Source organism: Butyrivibrio proteoclasticus P6B7, from assembly GCF_000622085.1.
Taxonomy (GTDB): Bacteria; Bacillota; Clostridia; order Lachnospirales; family Lachnospiraceae; genus Butyrivibrio; species Butyrivibrio proteoclasticus_A.
Window position 1 is genome coordinate 47,247 of sequence record NZ_JHWL01000006.1, and the last position, 16,373, is coordinate 63,619.

The following is a 16,373-nucleotide window of genomic DNA, read 5'->3' on the forward strand; positions in this document are numbered from 1 at the left end:
GAGACTAAAGTCGGATAAAAAACTATATTTAGTTAAAATTTGTATTAATTTTTCATTAAGCGGAACACGTGCTTGTTGAGGTATCCACCAACAAAAGAGATTACTGGTCCAAGGCATAAAGCCATTAACACAATTCCGATATTAGGATGTCCACCAAACAGGATTCCTATTCCTATTACCATAAAATCGTAAGCCATTCTCACAAATTTAAATGGTACCTTCTTAAGGACCTTGTCAGATATGATCTGTGGCATTGCATCATAGGGTGATACGCCCATGTTGGCGTTGATGTAAAGTGAAACCGCTATGATGAAAAGGAAAAGCGCAGCCACAAAGATAACTCCTCTATAGGGAAAAGTCTTAAAGTAGTACTCTGGGATGGTCTTGGAAAAGACCCATCTAAAGAAATCTACGATATATCCAATAAGGGTCATGTTAGCAAGGGTTCCTGGTCCTATCTGCTTGATATCAAAAAGGATAACAAAGATAAACAGAAATGAATTAAGAACCAGCTGCCAGGTTCCAAAGCTTATTGGAAGTCTGTCTGATACGCTAAGGTTCATGAAGGTGCATGGGTCTGTTCCTAAGTCTACTTCAACCAGGAATGTCAAAAAGAATCCCATGAAAAACACTCCCACCATCATTACTATGAATCTCTTCATAAAATCCGGCGCAGTAAAATATGCCTTAATCTTGTCTTTAAAGCTTGTTGCCATTGTGGTTACTCCTTGTGTTACCGTTAATTTATTGGCTATCCGAAAGTCCGCTGGCAATGGGTGAAACCATGCCTCTACTCACGTTTACTCGCTGTGAGCTTCATCGGCTCATATCAGAAAACTGTCTCATTTCACGTTGTTCAGAACACTCGACAGTTTTCTGATATTTCACCGTGAATCTCAAAAGCTCCTGCAAATGATTCGTCTCGGCATGGTTTCACCCATTGCCAGCTCATCTCATCCGCAAAAGCACAAAAACAATACAGTTACTCTACTATATGAAGAGCATAATATGTATTCTTATAGTTTATTAAAACTGGTGCATTTATGAATGCTTCATCACCGATATAACAACGATCTACGTTCTTATCGAAGGTATATTTTAGGCCTTCTGCGTCGTGCTCGTTTATATAGTTAAGTGCATCATCAAGGGTTTCGTCGCCCTTACATAAATGGATGTTCATGTTTCCCTCCAATCAACAAATCGCAGTCAATTACTGATTATATGCTTCATAGAGCATTTCATCAATATAGAATTTGAAACCAGCAACAACCCAGCCCCCACAAAAAATGGGATGCCCTTAGGCATCCCATTCATTACTCACAATATTCAGTTGTTATAATAACAGGTTATCTAACCTTTACAAAAGCTACAGCCTTCTTGTTATCTGCCTTCTCAGTACGTCTAACAAGATCTGTGGTGTGAACCTGATATTCTGATGTGTAATCATCATCAAGATAATTATCAGGTCCCAGCAAGTCTAATGCCTTAAACTTGCCATAAGACAGGTTCTGCTCCTTTGCCTTGATTGCGTCTGACATGATCTCGATACAACTCTGGCTCATGCCTGTTTTTGCCTTTGCGGAACGCCTCATTATTTAATTCCTCCATCTCATAAGAAAAATTGTTTTAAATGAAACGGCTTGCGAAAATTGAAATAATGGGCCCCTCAACCCTCAAATTCTCACAACAAAATTTCATTTAATGGGAACATTATATCTCAATCATCCCTAAAAAGATAGAGTTTAAAGCACACTTTTGTCCGTTAAATCATTAAAATTTTATAAACAAAAAAATAAAATATTTATAATCAAAACACTTTATTCCGAAAATAAAATTTCACTAATGCTTTGCTTGATATTTTTTATTCTATACTAAATCTCGAACATGCATTAATTTTTCAAATGCATATTCTCGCTCTTAAATCCGCTCATCTCTGCACTCGGATTCTCTCATCTCCAGCCAGGTAACTAAGAAGGGCTTCTCTGGCATGCTCTTTATCCGTAGCTTCTACGCTTACCAGGAACTGATAGTAGTGCTTCTTGATCTCCCCATTGGCTGCGCTCTTCTCAGCTTCTTCCAAGGATCTGTCTCTGGTATCATCCCTTGTCATCTCCATGATGTCAGCAATGGCAAACTTCTTGAACAGTTCTTTGTTCTCAACATCTGAAAGGTACTTATCTATAAGAGCCAGGGTATTTCCAAGGTTAAGATAATCCCCGTGAAGAAATGCCTCTATATCCATAAGATCGCTCTCGGCATCAGGACCATCATCTTTCCAAGTCAGCTCTTTATCCATGAATTCTTTGGCTCCGTTAGGATGCTGAAGCTGCCATTCCATCACGTACCACTTCCAAATCTGCATTCGCTTTCTGTTCACTTCTCTGTCGCTTATCTCCGACATTTTCTGGCAGGCATGGCGAACACCTCTGGAAACAAGATCTTCGGTAGTTGAATGGGTGTCGTAGGTTCTGCTTTCGACGATAGTTTTTTTAACATCGTTCTCGATAGTAAGGCCCAGAGTATCCCCGGACAAGCAGCGCATAACAAGAGAGTAGTCACCGTGCCTTGCAATGACTACTGGCCTTTCGCTGAGTAAAGAGTCCTTGTACTCCATAAAAGACTTAAGTACATCATCATTTTGAATATACCTAAAAGTCCTACCCATTAATTCCTCCGAAAACAAAATTCTATCAATTACATCATAACGCTTTATAAAGCTCTAAATTCTTAAATTTTTCTATCCTGCAGGGGCGTCCGTAGAAATAGCCCATCATATCTGAAATTGGATAGCGTTTAGCCAGGCTTTCGCCATCCTCATCCTCGATTCCAGTAAAGCAGGTCCTGATGTTCAGTCTGTGGGTAAAAGAGGTAATTGCTTCAACCATGTACTGTACTGTGAGATTTTCGCCCATACCACCTGTAAGGCCTGGGGAAATGTTCACCAGATCTATAGGCAGGTGCTTGACGTAATCCAGGGAAGCAAAGTCTCCCACATCAAGACCAATCTTAAGTCCGCAGGATTTAAGGAATTCCACCTGGCTCTTTAGGTGCTCCATTCCAAGCTGACGGCTGCTGGTGGTCAGCTGGAGACAAAGAGCTGTAGCTGGATAGCCGGTTTTTCTAAGGATTTCCAAAAGGCTTGTTCTAAACTCGGATCTTTCAAGCTGCATGAATGCTAGGTTTACGCTGAGATAGAAATCTTTTTTACCCTGTCTTATTGCAAGGGCGTCCATCAGTGCATGCTCCAGAATCCAGTTACCAAGGGTGAAAAAGACAGGATCCTGCTCAAGCCATGGCACGAATTCTGAAGGTGAAACCTCACCATAGGGCTCCTTTTGCCATCTTACAAACACTTCCATACCCACCAAATGGCCATCTGCCGCAGATACGATTGGCTGGTATTCCAGGAAGAACCCTTCCATGCCGTTAAGAACACTGTTTCTTACTGCATCGACAAGCTCTATGCTGCTTCGCTTATTATCCAGCTCGTCGTTGTGGAACACGATCAAATTGCCGTGACGCTGGGTCTTGGAGTAGTCAAGTGCATACTTGGCGCTGGTGTAGATAGAGTGCTCATCCACGTTGAAATCTTTGGAGATGATAACGCCGCCGCCTATCTCCGCGCCTATCTTCTTGCCGCCCACCAGCAGGGATTCCCTGGTAAAAGATCTAAGCCTTCCATAGAGTTTTTTGAGTTCGTCTATGGTCATGGTGGGGGTGATAAAGGCCATGATGGTACCTTCACCTCTATAGCACTTGCCCTGGCCTGTGGTCTCCTGAACAAGCTTGGTGGCTGTGGCTCTAAGAATATTGTTACCAGACATATAGCCAAGTTTTCTGTTTACATCACCAAAGTCCATGAAGTTTATCATGAGTATGGAATACTCTTTTTTCTGAAGCTTAAGCTGCCTCATGTAATTCAGCATTTCATACTGGTTAGGCAAAAATGTTATTGGGTCATTATTATCAATGATTCCCTTGTTGATGATGGAACAAGCGTAAAATACCGGTCTTCCGGCATAGTCCTTGATCACAACTCCTCTGCAGGAGCAGACCACATACTCACCGTTTTTATTCTTGGAACGGTATTCAATGTTAGGATCAGCTTTTTTACCAGCATAAACGGTGCTGATGTATTCGTTGTATTTGTCTCTGTCATCGGGATGGATCCTGTTTTCCCACACAGAGGCTGCATTGTGGATATATTCCCCAGTAAGGCCAAAGTAATCCACAGCGTTTAATGACCACCTTGCGATATTCTTGGTAAGGTCATAAACGTAGACGTATCGGCTTCGTGATGTTACCGCGAAAGTATCAAAGATTCTGTTAAGTGTCTCGTAGCTTCCTCCCGCCATTCTTCACCTCGTTAAGATTTCTTTTCTGCTGCCATTCTCTTAGCCTTCATAAGTCTCTTGTTGTAGTACATTGCATCATCAGCTTTTTTCACAACATCCTCAAACTTGGTTCCGTCCTCAGGACATCTTGCAAAGCCGGCACTGATTGAAACGTTAAGAGTGACTTCCCCAATTGTCACTTCTCTTGCCACGTTCTGTCTCATTCTGGCAATTACTCCTTCGTAGAACTTCTTGTCGTGGTTGCCGTGGATAACTACTACAAATTCGTCGCCACCAATTCTGAAGGCTCTGTCTTTTTCTCTAATGCTGTTCTGAAGCCTCTTGGCCACTATATTAAGAAGGGCATCTCCTGCGTCATGTCCGTAGGTGTCATTGACCTTCTTGAAGTCGTTAAGATCCATAAAGATAAGTCCGTATGGAAGCTTTTTCTTGGAAAGCTCATCCATGTGCTCGTGGTAGCTTCTAGGGTTGTTCAGGTTAGTAAGTGCGTCTCTATAGGAAAGAACTTCCAGCTCCTTGGCATTTGCCTTCATTGAGGTATAAGAGGATGCTGCAAATGAGAACAGTCCGCTTATAACAATGGCGATGGCAAAGGCACTAAGGATTTCCCAAAGATTCATCCAATTATCTGAAGGCGCAATGCTAAGGGTCCAGTAGTTACCTCCTACTGTGCTTATCATGGCTTCAACTGGAGATGACAGTTCTTTTTCCGAGTACTCCATGATGATCCTGCTGTCGCCACTTATAGGATTGATGCCGGTAAGCTTGTATTCATAGCCCTGTTCAGAAAGGCCCTTTATATTTGTCTCTGATAAAAAAGCTGAAAGACCAATGGTCACAGATGAAAAGCCCCAGAAGGATTCTTCGTTGGTGTCCTCTCCAAGGTAGATGGGGCGCCTGATTATAAGGCCATAGCTTCCATCTTCAAGGTTCATTGGGCATATGATGATAGGTAGTCCGCTAAGCTTACTGTTATCAGCATAGGGACCCTCCAGGGAATCTTCAAAGATATTCTTTCGTTCTGCGATTCCACCCTCCATAGGATATACGTAGCTGACCACGCCCTGTGGGGCTATGGAGATATTCACAATATCAATATAGTCATTAAAAATATACTGACCAATTGACTGGAATTCCTGAATGGTCATGGCTCCATCGTTACCTTTGATCCCTATCTCCAGGAATCTGGTAACGCTGTCTCTGGCCTGAAGCTTGGCTTCTATCTGGTCCGCAACGGAATTTACTATGAATGTGGCTCGTTCCCTTCTGGAAGACGCGGTATATGAAAGGTACATGATAGCCAGAACGGTAGTCACTGCTAGTGCTAAAACAAAGGCGATGAGTCCAATAGTGATGCTTTTCTTCTTAGACATATATCACTCCTGATTTGATATCCTTGTTAGATTAGAGTTTCATGCTTGCTTGAGTTGCACGATTGCTTGGTATTTCACGCTTACTTTGCGCGATTAGCTATATAGTGTACATACATAATCATTATATCATATATTGGGGGCGATGAAATAATCGCTGATAAGTGATTTGGGGGATGTTTTGTGCAGATTACGGTATATAGGTTAGAACAACAATGAAAATACCGTAGGTACCCTCCGTTTGAATAGGTGTACCTACGGTATATAAATGATATCAAATGTTAATTCCCGTATTTTCTTGTTCTCTTCTTAAGTCCAAGGCCAAAGAAGCCTACGCCTGCAAGAGCCATGAATGGTACTGGCCACCAAACCTGACCTGTCTGAGGAAGTCTCTTGGCACCAAGAACTGCAGGAATGTCCTCCTGTCTAACAGCGCCAAGCACAGCTGGAACCTCTACTGGAGGAACAATCTCTGGTGTTGGATCAGGATCTGGAGTTGGGTTAGGACTTGGTGTTGGGTCTGGATCTGGAGTAGGATCTGGGTCTGGAGTTGGCTCTGGAGGAGGTGTCTGAGTAACCTTTCTAAGGATCAGACGATCTGATGCATTCCATCCAGTCTTAAAGAATATATTACTTGCTCGTCCAGAGAACTCAGTCACAACTGTAAGGTCATATTCTTCGCCAGGAAGCCAGGTCTTTGCTGCATTCTCAAAGTACTCATCCGGAGTCACACCGTTAAATGTGGTCTTCCAAAGCTTTGTATAAAAATATGCTGTCCAAGCCTCGTAAACATCGGTGTACTCACCGCCAGTCATATCATTGAAATACTCAAGCAACTTTTCATCTGTAATCTGTGCAATGATCTCGCTATCAGTACCTGTAAGAGGTTCTTTAGCAACTTTGCCGTCATTAAGAGGCCATTTCTGACCCTTAAAGTATCTGACGATATTATCAGTATGGTTAAGAACTGACTCGCCATTAACATTAACAACTGATGAAGGCGTATACAAAACAGCATCGCGTCCATCCTTAGTAATATTCTGAACAGTACCTGGGACAGCCCATTCTTCTTGGAATTCACTTGTATATGACCATCTCATAAGGCCATTCTGAACAAACTGATACTCTGCAGTATACTCATATTCAGAATTGTTCATAATGAAATGGAAAGTAAGAGTTGTGTCAGGCTGCACGTTGAAGTCAGCACCGCTAAGATCGATCACGATCTCGTCAAGACCAGCATTGGTGATCTCCACCTGAAGATCATATCCATAGGCACTCTTCTTAACCTTAATTACATATCCATCATCCTCTGCCTCTGTTGTTGTAGCAGCTGCAACCTTTGAATCAGTAAGAAGACTTGCGAGAGAATCTGCGCTGTTTAGTGCCTTTACGATATCTGCTGAGAGTCTCTTCATCAGTAGCTCATCCTCAGATAACTCTTCTGTCAAAAGAGCTGTCTCTTCTTCGGTAGGCTCAGCGTCTGAGTCAGTAGTAGTATCCTCTGAAGTTAATTCGTCAACTTCTCCAGTTTTATTAGCATCTAAATCACCCTCGGAATTGCCGGATTTGTTAGAAGCTGCTTTGCCTTCGTAACTGCCAGATTCATCAGCATCTGCGCCTGTCTCACCATCAGCTGTGTCAGTATCTTCTGAAGCGCCAACAGACTTAGTTCCGCTCTTGACATTATCTGAATTCTCAGAACTATCCTCAGATTCATCAGTATCCTCTGACTCCTCACCTGAATTATCTTCAGCATTTTCAGAGTCCACAGCGTCTTCTACTTCCCTTGTATCCTCGGCATCTGTCCCATTCTTATCGCCCTCTACCTGTTCTGGCACGTCGCTGACAGCAGTCTGAACTAATGATTCAGCCGCCTCATTTTCATCAGTATTCTCTTTTCCCTGATCATTGGAATTGTTGTTAGACTCAGAATCGTCTGAAGCTGACTCCACAGCTTCTACAGCTGTCTCCTCTGAAGCGTAGACTCTTCCTGCTGGAACTACTGTTGTTGCCACAAGCGTAACAACGGCAGCAGAAATTAATGCCTTAGAAAGCATCCCCTTAAGTGACTTGATTTTCATACTTTATTCCCCCATGCCTTATGATATTAATATATTTTTTCAGAGATCCTACTCGCCAAAATACAATCTCTGAAACGCCCGTTATTACTAGTTCTACCAGCGATCGCCAGCAAAACCCAAAAGAAAGATTGAAATTCCTTGCCACAGAAAATTTCAAATAATGAATTTTTATTTCACTCGGGATAAAATAAAACACTGAAAACAGTGTTATGTCTGGTACTCACTACTAAAAAATCTCCCTCTAGGACTAATGCATAAGGAAACTCCTTAATTTTAGTCCGACCAATAACGATGATACACTATAGACCTTGGAAATTCAATTCATTTTTGTATCCGAATTTGAAACTTTTTTGGGTCTTCTTACCTTGTTTCGAATTCAAATCTTTGCTATAATGTGTAGGTTTTAGCGATATAATTGTTATATTTCGAGAGGAGAATTATGAAATGGGCAACATGAATTACGATCCTATTACTGGTGAGCCTATTGACTCTATGTCACAGGGTAACGTACCAGTTAATAACATGAATAACATGCCTAATCCAATGAATAACAAGATGGGCAATGTTAATAAGCCAGGAGCTTTCAACAACCAGATGGCCGCTCAGAACGGACCATTCAAGCAGCAGGTTCCTATGGGCAACATGAATCAGCCTTCATGTAACGGCACCAACAACGCTCCATTTAAGAGCCCTTCTGCTGGCAACATGAACCAGCCAGGTGGCAATGGAATGAACGGCGCTCCAAATAACTTCGGCGCACTTCCACAGCAGAACAACAAGCCAGGCTTAAGCGGTAAGGTAATTGGTATCATCGTGGCAGCTGTACTTGTTTTCTTCCTTATTGTAGGCGTAGCTGCATACTTCATCTTCGCTAATAAGGACAATGATGACGATGCTTCAGCAGCTGCAAGCTCAGAGGTTTCTATTGATGAGAGCGATGAGGATGCTTCCGATGAAGCTGATGAGGACGCCTCTGACGAAGAGGATGAAGATGAGGATGATGACGACGACAATACACAGGGAACTGGCAAGTCCAAGAACTCTGCAGAAGCTCTTTTCACATTCTCAACTGACGATCACTCATATACACTTCCAGCTAAGGTTTCTGATTTCATCGACGATGGCTGGACCTTCAACAAGAGCTCAGATGCAACCAAGCTCCTTGGTACTAACGAGAAGGATTACATCTACTTCAATTACATTGGTGACACAAGCAGAGCACTTTCTATCACAGTTGTTAACTACTCAATGAACGCTACAGAGATTCAGGACTGCTATGTCTGCGAATTCGTTCTTTATGATTTCGATTTTGAGAAGCTTGGTGTAGAGGCTTCTGTACACGGCGGCGACGTTGTTCTTGGCGAGAGCACAATGGATGATGTTAAGGAGTTCTACGGCGAGCCTACATCAATCAGCGAGAGCTCATCTTCAACAGTTCTTTACTACTACAAGGACGGCGATGACAGCAACTACTACTCTTCACTTAGATTTGGATTTGAGGAAGGCAACGATAAGCTTAGCTACATCGGTGTTAAGAATGACGAAGCTCCAGAGGGTATGGAGGATGTGGAGGTTAGCGACGAAGCTCCTGATTACCTTAGCAACTACAAGGCTCCAAGCTCACTTGGAAACGACTTTTCTTCAGGTAATGTTGAGATCGAAGGCGTTGTTTACAACGTACCAGTTCCTATGCAGGTTCTTACTGATAACGGTTGGACTTATGATGAGGAAGATACCTTCGTAGTAGGCGCAGGTCAGGGCTACTCAGTGGCACTTGAGCAGGATGATAAGACAATCTATGTAACCTGCTACAACTTATCAACAAGCGCTACTTACCTTAAATACACAATAGTAACAAGCATCACATACTATCCATATAGCGATAACGCTGTAGACTTTAAGCTTCCTGGTGGATTGTCGGGTGAGTCCACAGATGAAGATGTTCAGAAGTTCCTCACTGACAACGGAGTTAATGATTACGAGTACACCAACAACTTAATGCTTTATAACATTCCACTTGATCAGAGCGGAAACAGCAATTCCTACGACGAGATTGAGATCAACTTCGAGGAGGACGGATCAATGTCCAGCATCTCAATTTCCAACTACGGTTGGCTCAATCAGGATTGATGCCGGTGATAACAGATTTCTGTTAAAAGAGCTATGAATCACAAATAAAACAATCCCTTCTTGCAAGCACACCGCCTGCCAGAAGGGATTTCTTTTTAATCACATTAGCTCGTATCTATATTTCAATTACATGATTTAATCAGTATAGCTTGCATCCATATCATCAAATTCAATCACTATAGTTTGTATCCATATTTGCAATTATCTGGTAATCAGGATACATCTTCTGAACTTCACCAATTGCCTCTTTAAAGATCTCTACACGATTAGGAACAAAATCAAGAACCATATCAAATCTGATATTTTTCTTTTCAAAATCCACGAAGAATCCATGCATCTGCATTATTTCTTTATGAGCAGCCACAACCTTAATGATATCTTTTCTTACGGCAGATATCTTCTCATCCTTAGTGTTAATGGAATACACTCCAACAGATATAAGCGCGATGTTGTGCTCCTCATAAACCTTATCAGTGATCTGTCTTGTGATGGAATCAATCGTATCAGCGGTAAAGGTATCAGGAACCTCGATATGAACCGAAGCCATTACCCTGTCAGGGCCATAATCACTAAATATCAGGTCATAAGCACCCTGAACTCCCTCGACAGATTTAATGGTCTTTTTAACTGCCTTAGAAACTGCTGGATCCATGCGCTGTCCAAGGATCTGACTAATGGTATCGCGAAGCATTTCAAGACCTGCCTTTATAAGAACCACTGAAATAATAGCAGCCAGATAAGCTTCCAGTGAAAGCCCTGTAAAGATAAATATCAGAGCTGCCACAACGGTTCCCGCAGAGATGATGGCGTCGAACTTGGCATCAGTTCCGGAAGCCACCAAGGACTCTGATCCCACCTTCTTACCTGTATTTATAAAGAACTGTCCAAGAATGATCTTGGTAAAGATGGCCACCACCAGGATTATAAGCGCCACTGTAGAATACTCCGCAGGCTCGTGAGCAAAAATCGACTTAATGGACTCCACAAAGGAAGTAATACCTGCATAAAGCACAATGATTGAGATCACCATGGCGCTCAGATACTCAATTCTTCCATAGCCCATTGGATGCTTCTTATCAGGCGCCTTTCCAGCAAGCATGGTTCCGAGAATCGTTATCACTGATGAAAGGGCATCACTTAAATTGTTGACTGCATCAAGAACAATGGCAATGGAACCTGACAATATACCCACAAACAGCTTAAATGCTGTCAAAAGCACATTAGTCACAATACCAATTATGCTGGTCCTAATTATCACTTTGCCTCTGTCTTCTATTCTAGTCTTATCTGCCATATTATTCTCCTCAAAGCTATAATAATATAAGTGTAAAGAACTATTCTCTCCTCCGCAAGATAAAATAAGAACAAAGAGTCGCATCCTTAGCGGAGCGCTTTTTATTCAATAGGAAATCCAAAGGAATTTCCTATTGAATAAAAAAGACGCCTACATTTCTGTAAGCGCCTTTGCTTATTACTTAACTACGATGTTAACGATTCTACCTGGTACGTAGATCTCTTTAACAATGGTCTTGCCATCAAGCTTGTCAGCGATAAGCTCTTTACCCTTGGCAATTACTTCGTCCTTAGGATCTTCCTTACCAATGTTGAGAGTTGCCTTAACCTTACCGTTGATCTGAACTGCGATCTCAACTGTGTCCTCTACGCACTTAGCCTCGTCATAGGTTGGCCATGGCTCGAAAGCGATTGTGTTGTCGTGACCAAGGATCTGCCAGATCTCCTCACCAACGTGTGGGCAGATACATGAAAGCATCTTGATAAAGCCTTCTGCATACTCTCTTGGGCATGTGCCTTCCTTGTAAACAGCATTTACAAAGATCATCATCTGAGCAATAGCTGTGTTAAAGCCAAGGGCCTCGAAGTCGCCTGTAACCTTCTTAACTGTCTGGTGGTAAACCTTCTCAAGGTTGCCGTTGTTGTCCTCTGTGATGTTAGCTGACTCTGTGAAGAAAGTATATACACGGTTGATGAACTTTCTTGCACCTGTAACAGCTGCGCCGTTCCATGGCTTAGATACCTCAAGAGGTCCCATGAACATCTCATAGAGACGAAGTGTATCTGCACCGTAATCACGAACGATATCACTTGGGTTAACAACAAACTCAGGGAATCTCTTACCCATCTTGATTCCGTTCTCGCCAAGGATCATACCCTGGTGAACCAGCTTCTTGAATGGCTCCTTAACTGGAGAAAGTCCATTGTTGTAAAGGAAGCGGTTCCAAATTCTTGAATAAAGAAGGTGTCCAACTGCGTGCTCAGGACCACCAACATAAAGGTCAACTGGCATCCAGTGCTTTAAAAGCTCCTGATTAGCAAACTCGTTGTCGTTATCAGGATCGATATATCTAAGATAGTACCATGAAGATCCGGCTGAACCAGGCATTGTAGAGGTTTCTCTAGTGCCCTTAAGGCCGTTCTTATCATACTGCTTCCACTCTGTTGCGTTCTCAAGTGGAGCCTTTCCGCCGTGTCCCTTGTAATCCTCAAGCTCAGGAAGTACTACTGGAAGCTCTGAATCATCAAGGAATACGATGCTGCCATCTTCCTTGTATACGCAAGGAACTGGCTCACCCCAATAACGCTGTCTTGCAAAGATCCACTCACGGAAGTGGTAATTAACCTTTTCTCTTGCAACGCCCATATCTACAAGCTTCTTGGTAATAGCCTTCTTAGCATCCTCAACTGTCATGCCGTTGAACTCCTCAGAGTTCTCAAGGATGCAGCCCTTACCAAGGTAGTCCTGCTTCTCAAATGCGTGCTCAGAAACATCAACTGTTCCCTCAGTGTTATTGATAACCTGAATAAGTGGAAGGTTATGAACCTGTGCATACTCAAAGTCTCTCTGATCGTGAGTAGGTACAGCCATAACAGCACCTGAGCCGTAGCTTGCAAGTACGAAGTCACCGATAAATACAGGCACTTCCTTACCATTTACAGGGTTGATAGCATAGATTCCCTTAAGTGGGCATCCTGACTTAGTCTTGTTAAGATCTGTTCTGTCAAGGTCGTTCTTCTTAAGTGTCTCATCGATGTAAGCCTGAACCTCTTCTTTGTTCTCAACGCGGTCCATAAGGCCCTTAACAACCTCTCCGTCTGGAGCAAGTACCATGAATGTGATACCGTAAATTGTCTCGATACATGTTGTGAAGATCTGGAATTCACCGCCACCAACGATCTTGAAATCAACCTCTACACCAGTTGACTTACCGATCCAGTTACGCTGAATCTCCTTAGTTGACTCTGGCCAGTCTACCTCATTAAGACCATCAAGAAGCTCCTCAGCAAAAGCCTGCTGATCGATAACCCACTGCTTCATCATCTTCTTAACAACAGGATATCCGCCACGCTCTGACTTACCATCAATAACCTCATCGTTAGAAAGAACTGTTCCCAGCTCCTCGCACCAGTTAACAGGCATGTCGATGTGCTTAGCATAGCCAGCCTCATATAACTTCTTAAAGATCCACTGTGTCCACTTATAGAACTTAGGATCACTTGTAGCAATCATCTTAGACCAGTCGTAGTCAAATCCAAGTTCTCGTAGCTGCCCCGAGAAAGTCTCTATATTCTTCTCTGTAAAGCCAGCTGGGTGGTTACCTGTTGTAACCGCATACTGCTCTGCAGGAAGTCCAAAAGAATCATATCCCATAGGATGCAGAACGTTATAACCCTGCATACGCTTCATACGAGACATAATGTCTGTAGCAGTATATCCCTCTGGATGACCAGCATGTAGGCCTACTCCTGATGGGTATGGGAACATATCTAGAGCATAATACTTGGGCTTGCTAAAATCCCAAACGTCTGTCTTAAATGTCTCATGCTCTGCCCAGTACTCCTGCCACTTTTTCTCAATCGCGTGATGGTTATAAACTTCTGACATAAACCTAATCCTTCTTTCTTTAGCATATATACTACAAAATTTTACCACATCGCTAGTTGTTGTCAATGTGGCAATGGGCTTGAAAATGTAGCGAAATGATCCCATCTGACCCTGGAAATCAATTCCCCAGTGAAATTTTCATAAAATCGTTCATTTTTTATCATATATTGTATATAATAGATTTGGGAATAGGTGCAGACCACTAAATCTAGTTATCGTAGATTAAGTAAGGAGAAAAGAACTATGTATATAGCAATGCAGTGCGCAGACAGTAATGGAACACTGAACACAGAGATATGTACATTCTATGGCATCAGATATGATTCCAGATACAGAGCTGCCTATCTTTCAACTGAACACCTTAATCATGATTACGTAATCCCTATGCTGCCTCAGGACTATGAAGATGCTGTTAAGCAGATCCGCGCAGCCATGACAAGTCATGCAACAATGATAGACCTTGGCGAAAGCATCATTAGCAGAGGAAGAAAGGGAGAAGCAAGACAGGTGCAACCACAAAAGCTTGTGATCACACCTATCGGATAATACTTTGCTATTTAATTCTCTGTAGCGATTAAAGGGGCGATTTTGCCCTATTTTATAACGGTCCAGGCTGATTTATCCAGCATATGGTCCAAAATAGATGTTTGTAATTCGTCTTCAAATGCCTCCTTATCAATGTCCTCTTGGTCGATCTGATAATCGGGGCATTTTGCATCTCCTGAAGAAGATTCCTCTTCTCTTATAAACAGGTCCTCAATGTACTCCTGCTCCCCATCTGAATTAAATCGGAAGATACCATAGGAAACAGATCCATCATAATCGTACTCATTTACCATAAGTCCATTATCTAAAGGATAGGAATAGCTGATCTGCTCCACGTTATCCATAAACCAGCAGACAACCTTTCCATCTTCAATATGAAATATGGAAACGTAAGCCCCAGGCTCATCCTCCATCTGAACTATCATTTCAACTTCTCCGTCCTGGTCCAGATCAGAAAATGTGTATTCATAGGTATCATCAGAATTCTTAAAGTCAGGAATAAACCACTCTTCTTCCTGACCATCCTTTAAAAGAGATCTATCCCCATTAAGAAACTTTGTAAAGATGGCTTCATTTCCCTCTGCCTCCTTAGCACTGGCAGTATTATTATATGTGCTGATATAAACTGCAAACTCAATTTCATGTAGCGCGTCATAAAATATTTCATCCGTAAGGCCAGCGCTTGCAACAGCCTCTCCTTCAGAATTGTATACTGTATAGGTGTAATAATCGTTGGAATCTACGCAGCGACTTTCATCCTTTGCGTTCTCAACCAAAAACTGAAGCCGCTTAAATTCCTCTTCCTCAAAGGTCTTTTCTCTGGTAACTGTAACTCCATTACGAACATCGTCACAGGTAACCTTTCCATTATAGTAAACAATGTAATCCTCATGGATCTTATCGCTATAAACAATTGAAAACTCCAGATACACCTTGTCACAGGCATTAGCAAAACCTGGCATATCCTCCACAGTAGTAGTAATCGGCCAACTGATATCACTATGTTTATAAAGGATAGGGATGATGGTCTTTTCCATCTTGTCATTTCCATATACATAGCCAGTTGGAACAGTCACCAAATTCTTGCCTTCTTCATCAAATACACTGATGCCCCAACAATCTCCATCACAGGCGTCATTGTTGGTGGTGTCTTCTTTGAGAGATTTAACTGTTTTCTTAAATGTATTTAGTTCCTCAGTAGAAAGAACTTCCTCACTTTTCGAAACATAATCTATACCCATATAGCAATAATGACCTGTTGTCTCAATTGTTCCATCGTAGTAAACGTAGTAGTTAGTGTGAGACCAGTATCCTTCGTAGTCGCTGACAAGTCCCCAGTTGCCATTGTACAGACTAGCCAATAGCTGCTTATCAGGATTAGCATCCTCTGGATACTTCGCTGGAGCCACTTCCACTTTTCCATTGCCACTTCCGCTTCTGTTTCCGTTTTCCTGGCTTCTTAATGCCATGAACAGGCCTCCTACGCCGCCTACAAGTGCAATGACTATAAACAGGATCACAAAATGCTTTAACCTAAACTTTTTCATACTTTTCTCCCAATAAAAACAGATTAAGTCTTCGCCACCTACTATTAATACAGGCGGCAAAAAGAAATTGTTGCATAATACTTTTTTTATAAAAATGTTATTTGACGATTTTGTATATACATGACTAAAATGATACAAGATAAGCGATTTACTATTTCGTTATAATCTTTTTGTTATTTTATGCCGATAAACCAAGTAGAGGAAGATTTAAGAAAGGGTAAACCACATGGATTCAAATGGACTTAGCGCTGAACAGCAGGCTTTGCTTGCGAGCATAATGGGTAAGTCATCACAGGCTGGTGGTGGCGGTGGTTTCTCCCCGGCAAGTGTTCCTGCAGCCGGCGGGGTTCCTGCAGCTGCGCCTTCTGGTGGCGATTCCGGTAAGATGTTATCCCAGGCAGAAATTGATGCACTCATAGCATCCATGGCCAAATAATAAT

The 16,373-nt window shown here is 42.2% G+C and carries 13 protein-coding genes; 3 read left to right on the plus strand and 10 right to left on the minus strand.

Annotated elements, in window-relative coordinates:
* Positions 1-44 precede the first annotated feature (44 nt).
* From T541_RS19090 to T541_RS21640, 7 genes are all read right to left on the minus strand, one after another.
* Complete coding sequence (locus T541_RS19090; RefSeq protein WP_051538140.1) at positions 45-716, minus strand: YczE/YyaS/YitT family protein; 672 nt, start codon at positions 714-716, stop codon at positions 45-47.
* Positions 717-982: 266 nt separating this feature from the next.
* Positions 983-1,180: a hypothetical protein gene (locus T541_RS0107005; RefSeq protein ID WP_026652019.1), complete on the minus strand. Its 198-nt coding sequence runs from the start codon at positions 1,178-1,180 to the stop codon at positions 983-985.
* Between the two features lie 166 nt (positions 1,181-1,346).
* Positions 1,347-1,592 carry a hypothetical protein gene (locus T541_RS0107010; RefSeq protein WP_026652021.1) on the minus strand — a complete coding sequence of 82 codons (246 nt, stop codon included), beginning with the start codon at positions 1,590-1,592 and terminating at the stop codon, positions 1,347-1,349.
* A 335-nt stretch (positions 1,593-1,927) separates the two neighbouring features.
* Positions 1,928-2,665 carry a hypothetical protein gene (locus tag T541_RS0107015; protein ID WP_026652022.1) on the minus strand — a complete coding sequence of 246 codons (738 nt, stop codon included), beginning with the start codon at positions 2,663-2,665 and terminating at the stop codon, positions 1,928-1,930.
* Between the two features lie 34 nt (positions 2,666-2,699).
* The gene (locus T541_RS0107020; protein WP_026652023.1) at positions 2,700-4,355 is read right to left on the minus strand and encodes an EAL domain-containing protein; all 1,656 of its coding nucleotides are present in this window, start codon (positions 4,353-4,355) and stop codon (positions 2,700-2,702) included.
* Positions 4,356-4,366: 11 nt separating this feature from the next.
* Positions 4,367-5,728, minus strand: coding sequence for a diguanylate cyclase domain-containing protein (locus tag T541_RS0107025; protein WP_026652024.1), 1,362 nt, complete (start codon positions 5,726-5,728; stop codon positions 4,367-4,369).
* Between the two features lie 278 nt (positions 5,729-6,006).
* Positions 6,007-7,809 carry a hypothetical protein gene (locus tag T541_RS21640; protein WP_026652025.1) on the minus strand — a complete coding sequence of 601 codons (1,803 nt, stop codon included), beginning with the start codon at positions 7,807-7,809 and terminating at the stop codon, positions 6,007-6,009.
* A 444-nt stretch (positions 7,810-8,253) separates the two neighbouring features.
* On the opposite strand from T541_RS21640, the gene T541_RS0107035 reads away from it, so the two are divergent.
* On the plus strand, positions 8,254-9,939 hold the full coding sequence (locus T541_RS0107035; RefSeq protein ID WP_026652026.1) for a hypothetical protein: 1,686 nt from the start codon (positions 8,254-8,256) through the stop codon (positions 9,937-9,939).
* Between the two features lie 169 nt (positions 9,940-10,108).
* Here the strand turns inward: T541_RS0107035 and T541_RS0107040 are convergent, their stop codons facing one another.
* Positions 10,109-11,233, minus strand: a complete 1,125-nt coding sequence (locus T541_RS0107040; protein WP_026652027.1) for a cation diffusion facilitator family transporter — start codon at positions 11,231-11,233, stop codon at positions 10,109-10,111.
* A gap of 177 nt (positions 11,234-11,410) precedes the next feature.
* Complete coding sequence (leuS, locus tag T541_RS0107045; protein WP_026652028.1) at positions 11,411-13,840, minus strand: leucine--tRNA ligase; 2,430 nt, start codon at positions 13,838-13,840, stop codon at positions 11,411-11,413.
* 243 nt (positions 13,841-14,083) lie between these two features.
* Between leuS and T541_RS0107050 the strand changes: the two genes are divergently transcribed.
* Complete coding sequence (locus T541_RS0107050) at positions 14,084-14,386, plus strand: hypothetical protein (RefSeq protein WP_026652030.1); 303 nt, start codon at positions 14,084-14,086, stop codon at positions 14,384-14,386.
* A 47-nt stretch (positions 14,387-14,433) separates the two neighbouring features.
* Here T541_RS0107050 and T541_RS0107055 read toward each other — a convergent pair whose 3' ends face one another.
* Positions 14,434-15,933, minus strand: a complete 1,500-nt coding sequence (locus T541_RS0107055) for a hypothetical protein (RefSeq protein ID WP_026652031.1) — start codon at positions 15,931-15,933, stop codon at positions 14,434-14,436.
* A gap of 226 nt (positions 15,934-16,159) precedes the next feature.
* Here T541_RS0107055 and T541_RS0107060 point away from each other — a divergent pair, with 226 nt between their 5' ends.
* Entirely contained in the window at positions 16,160-16,369 is a 210-nt protein-coding gene (locus tag T541_RS0107060) for a hypothetical protein (protein WP_026652032.1), read from the plus strand.
* Positions 16,370-16,373: the final 4 nt, after the last annotated feature.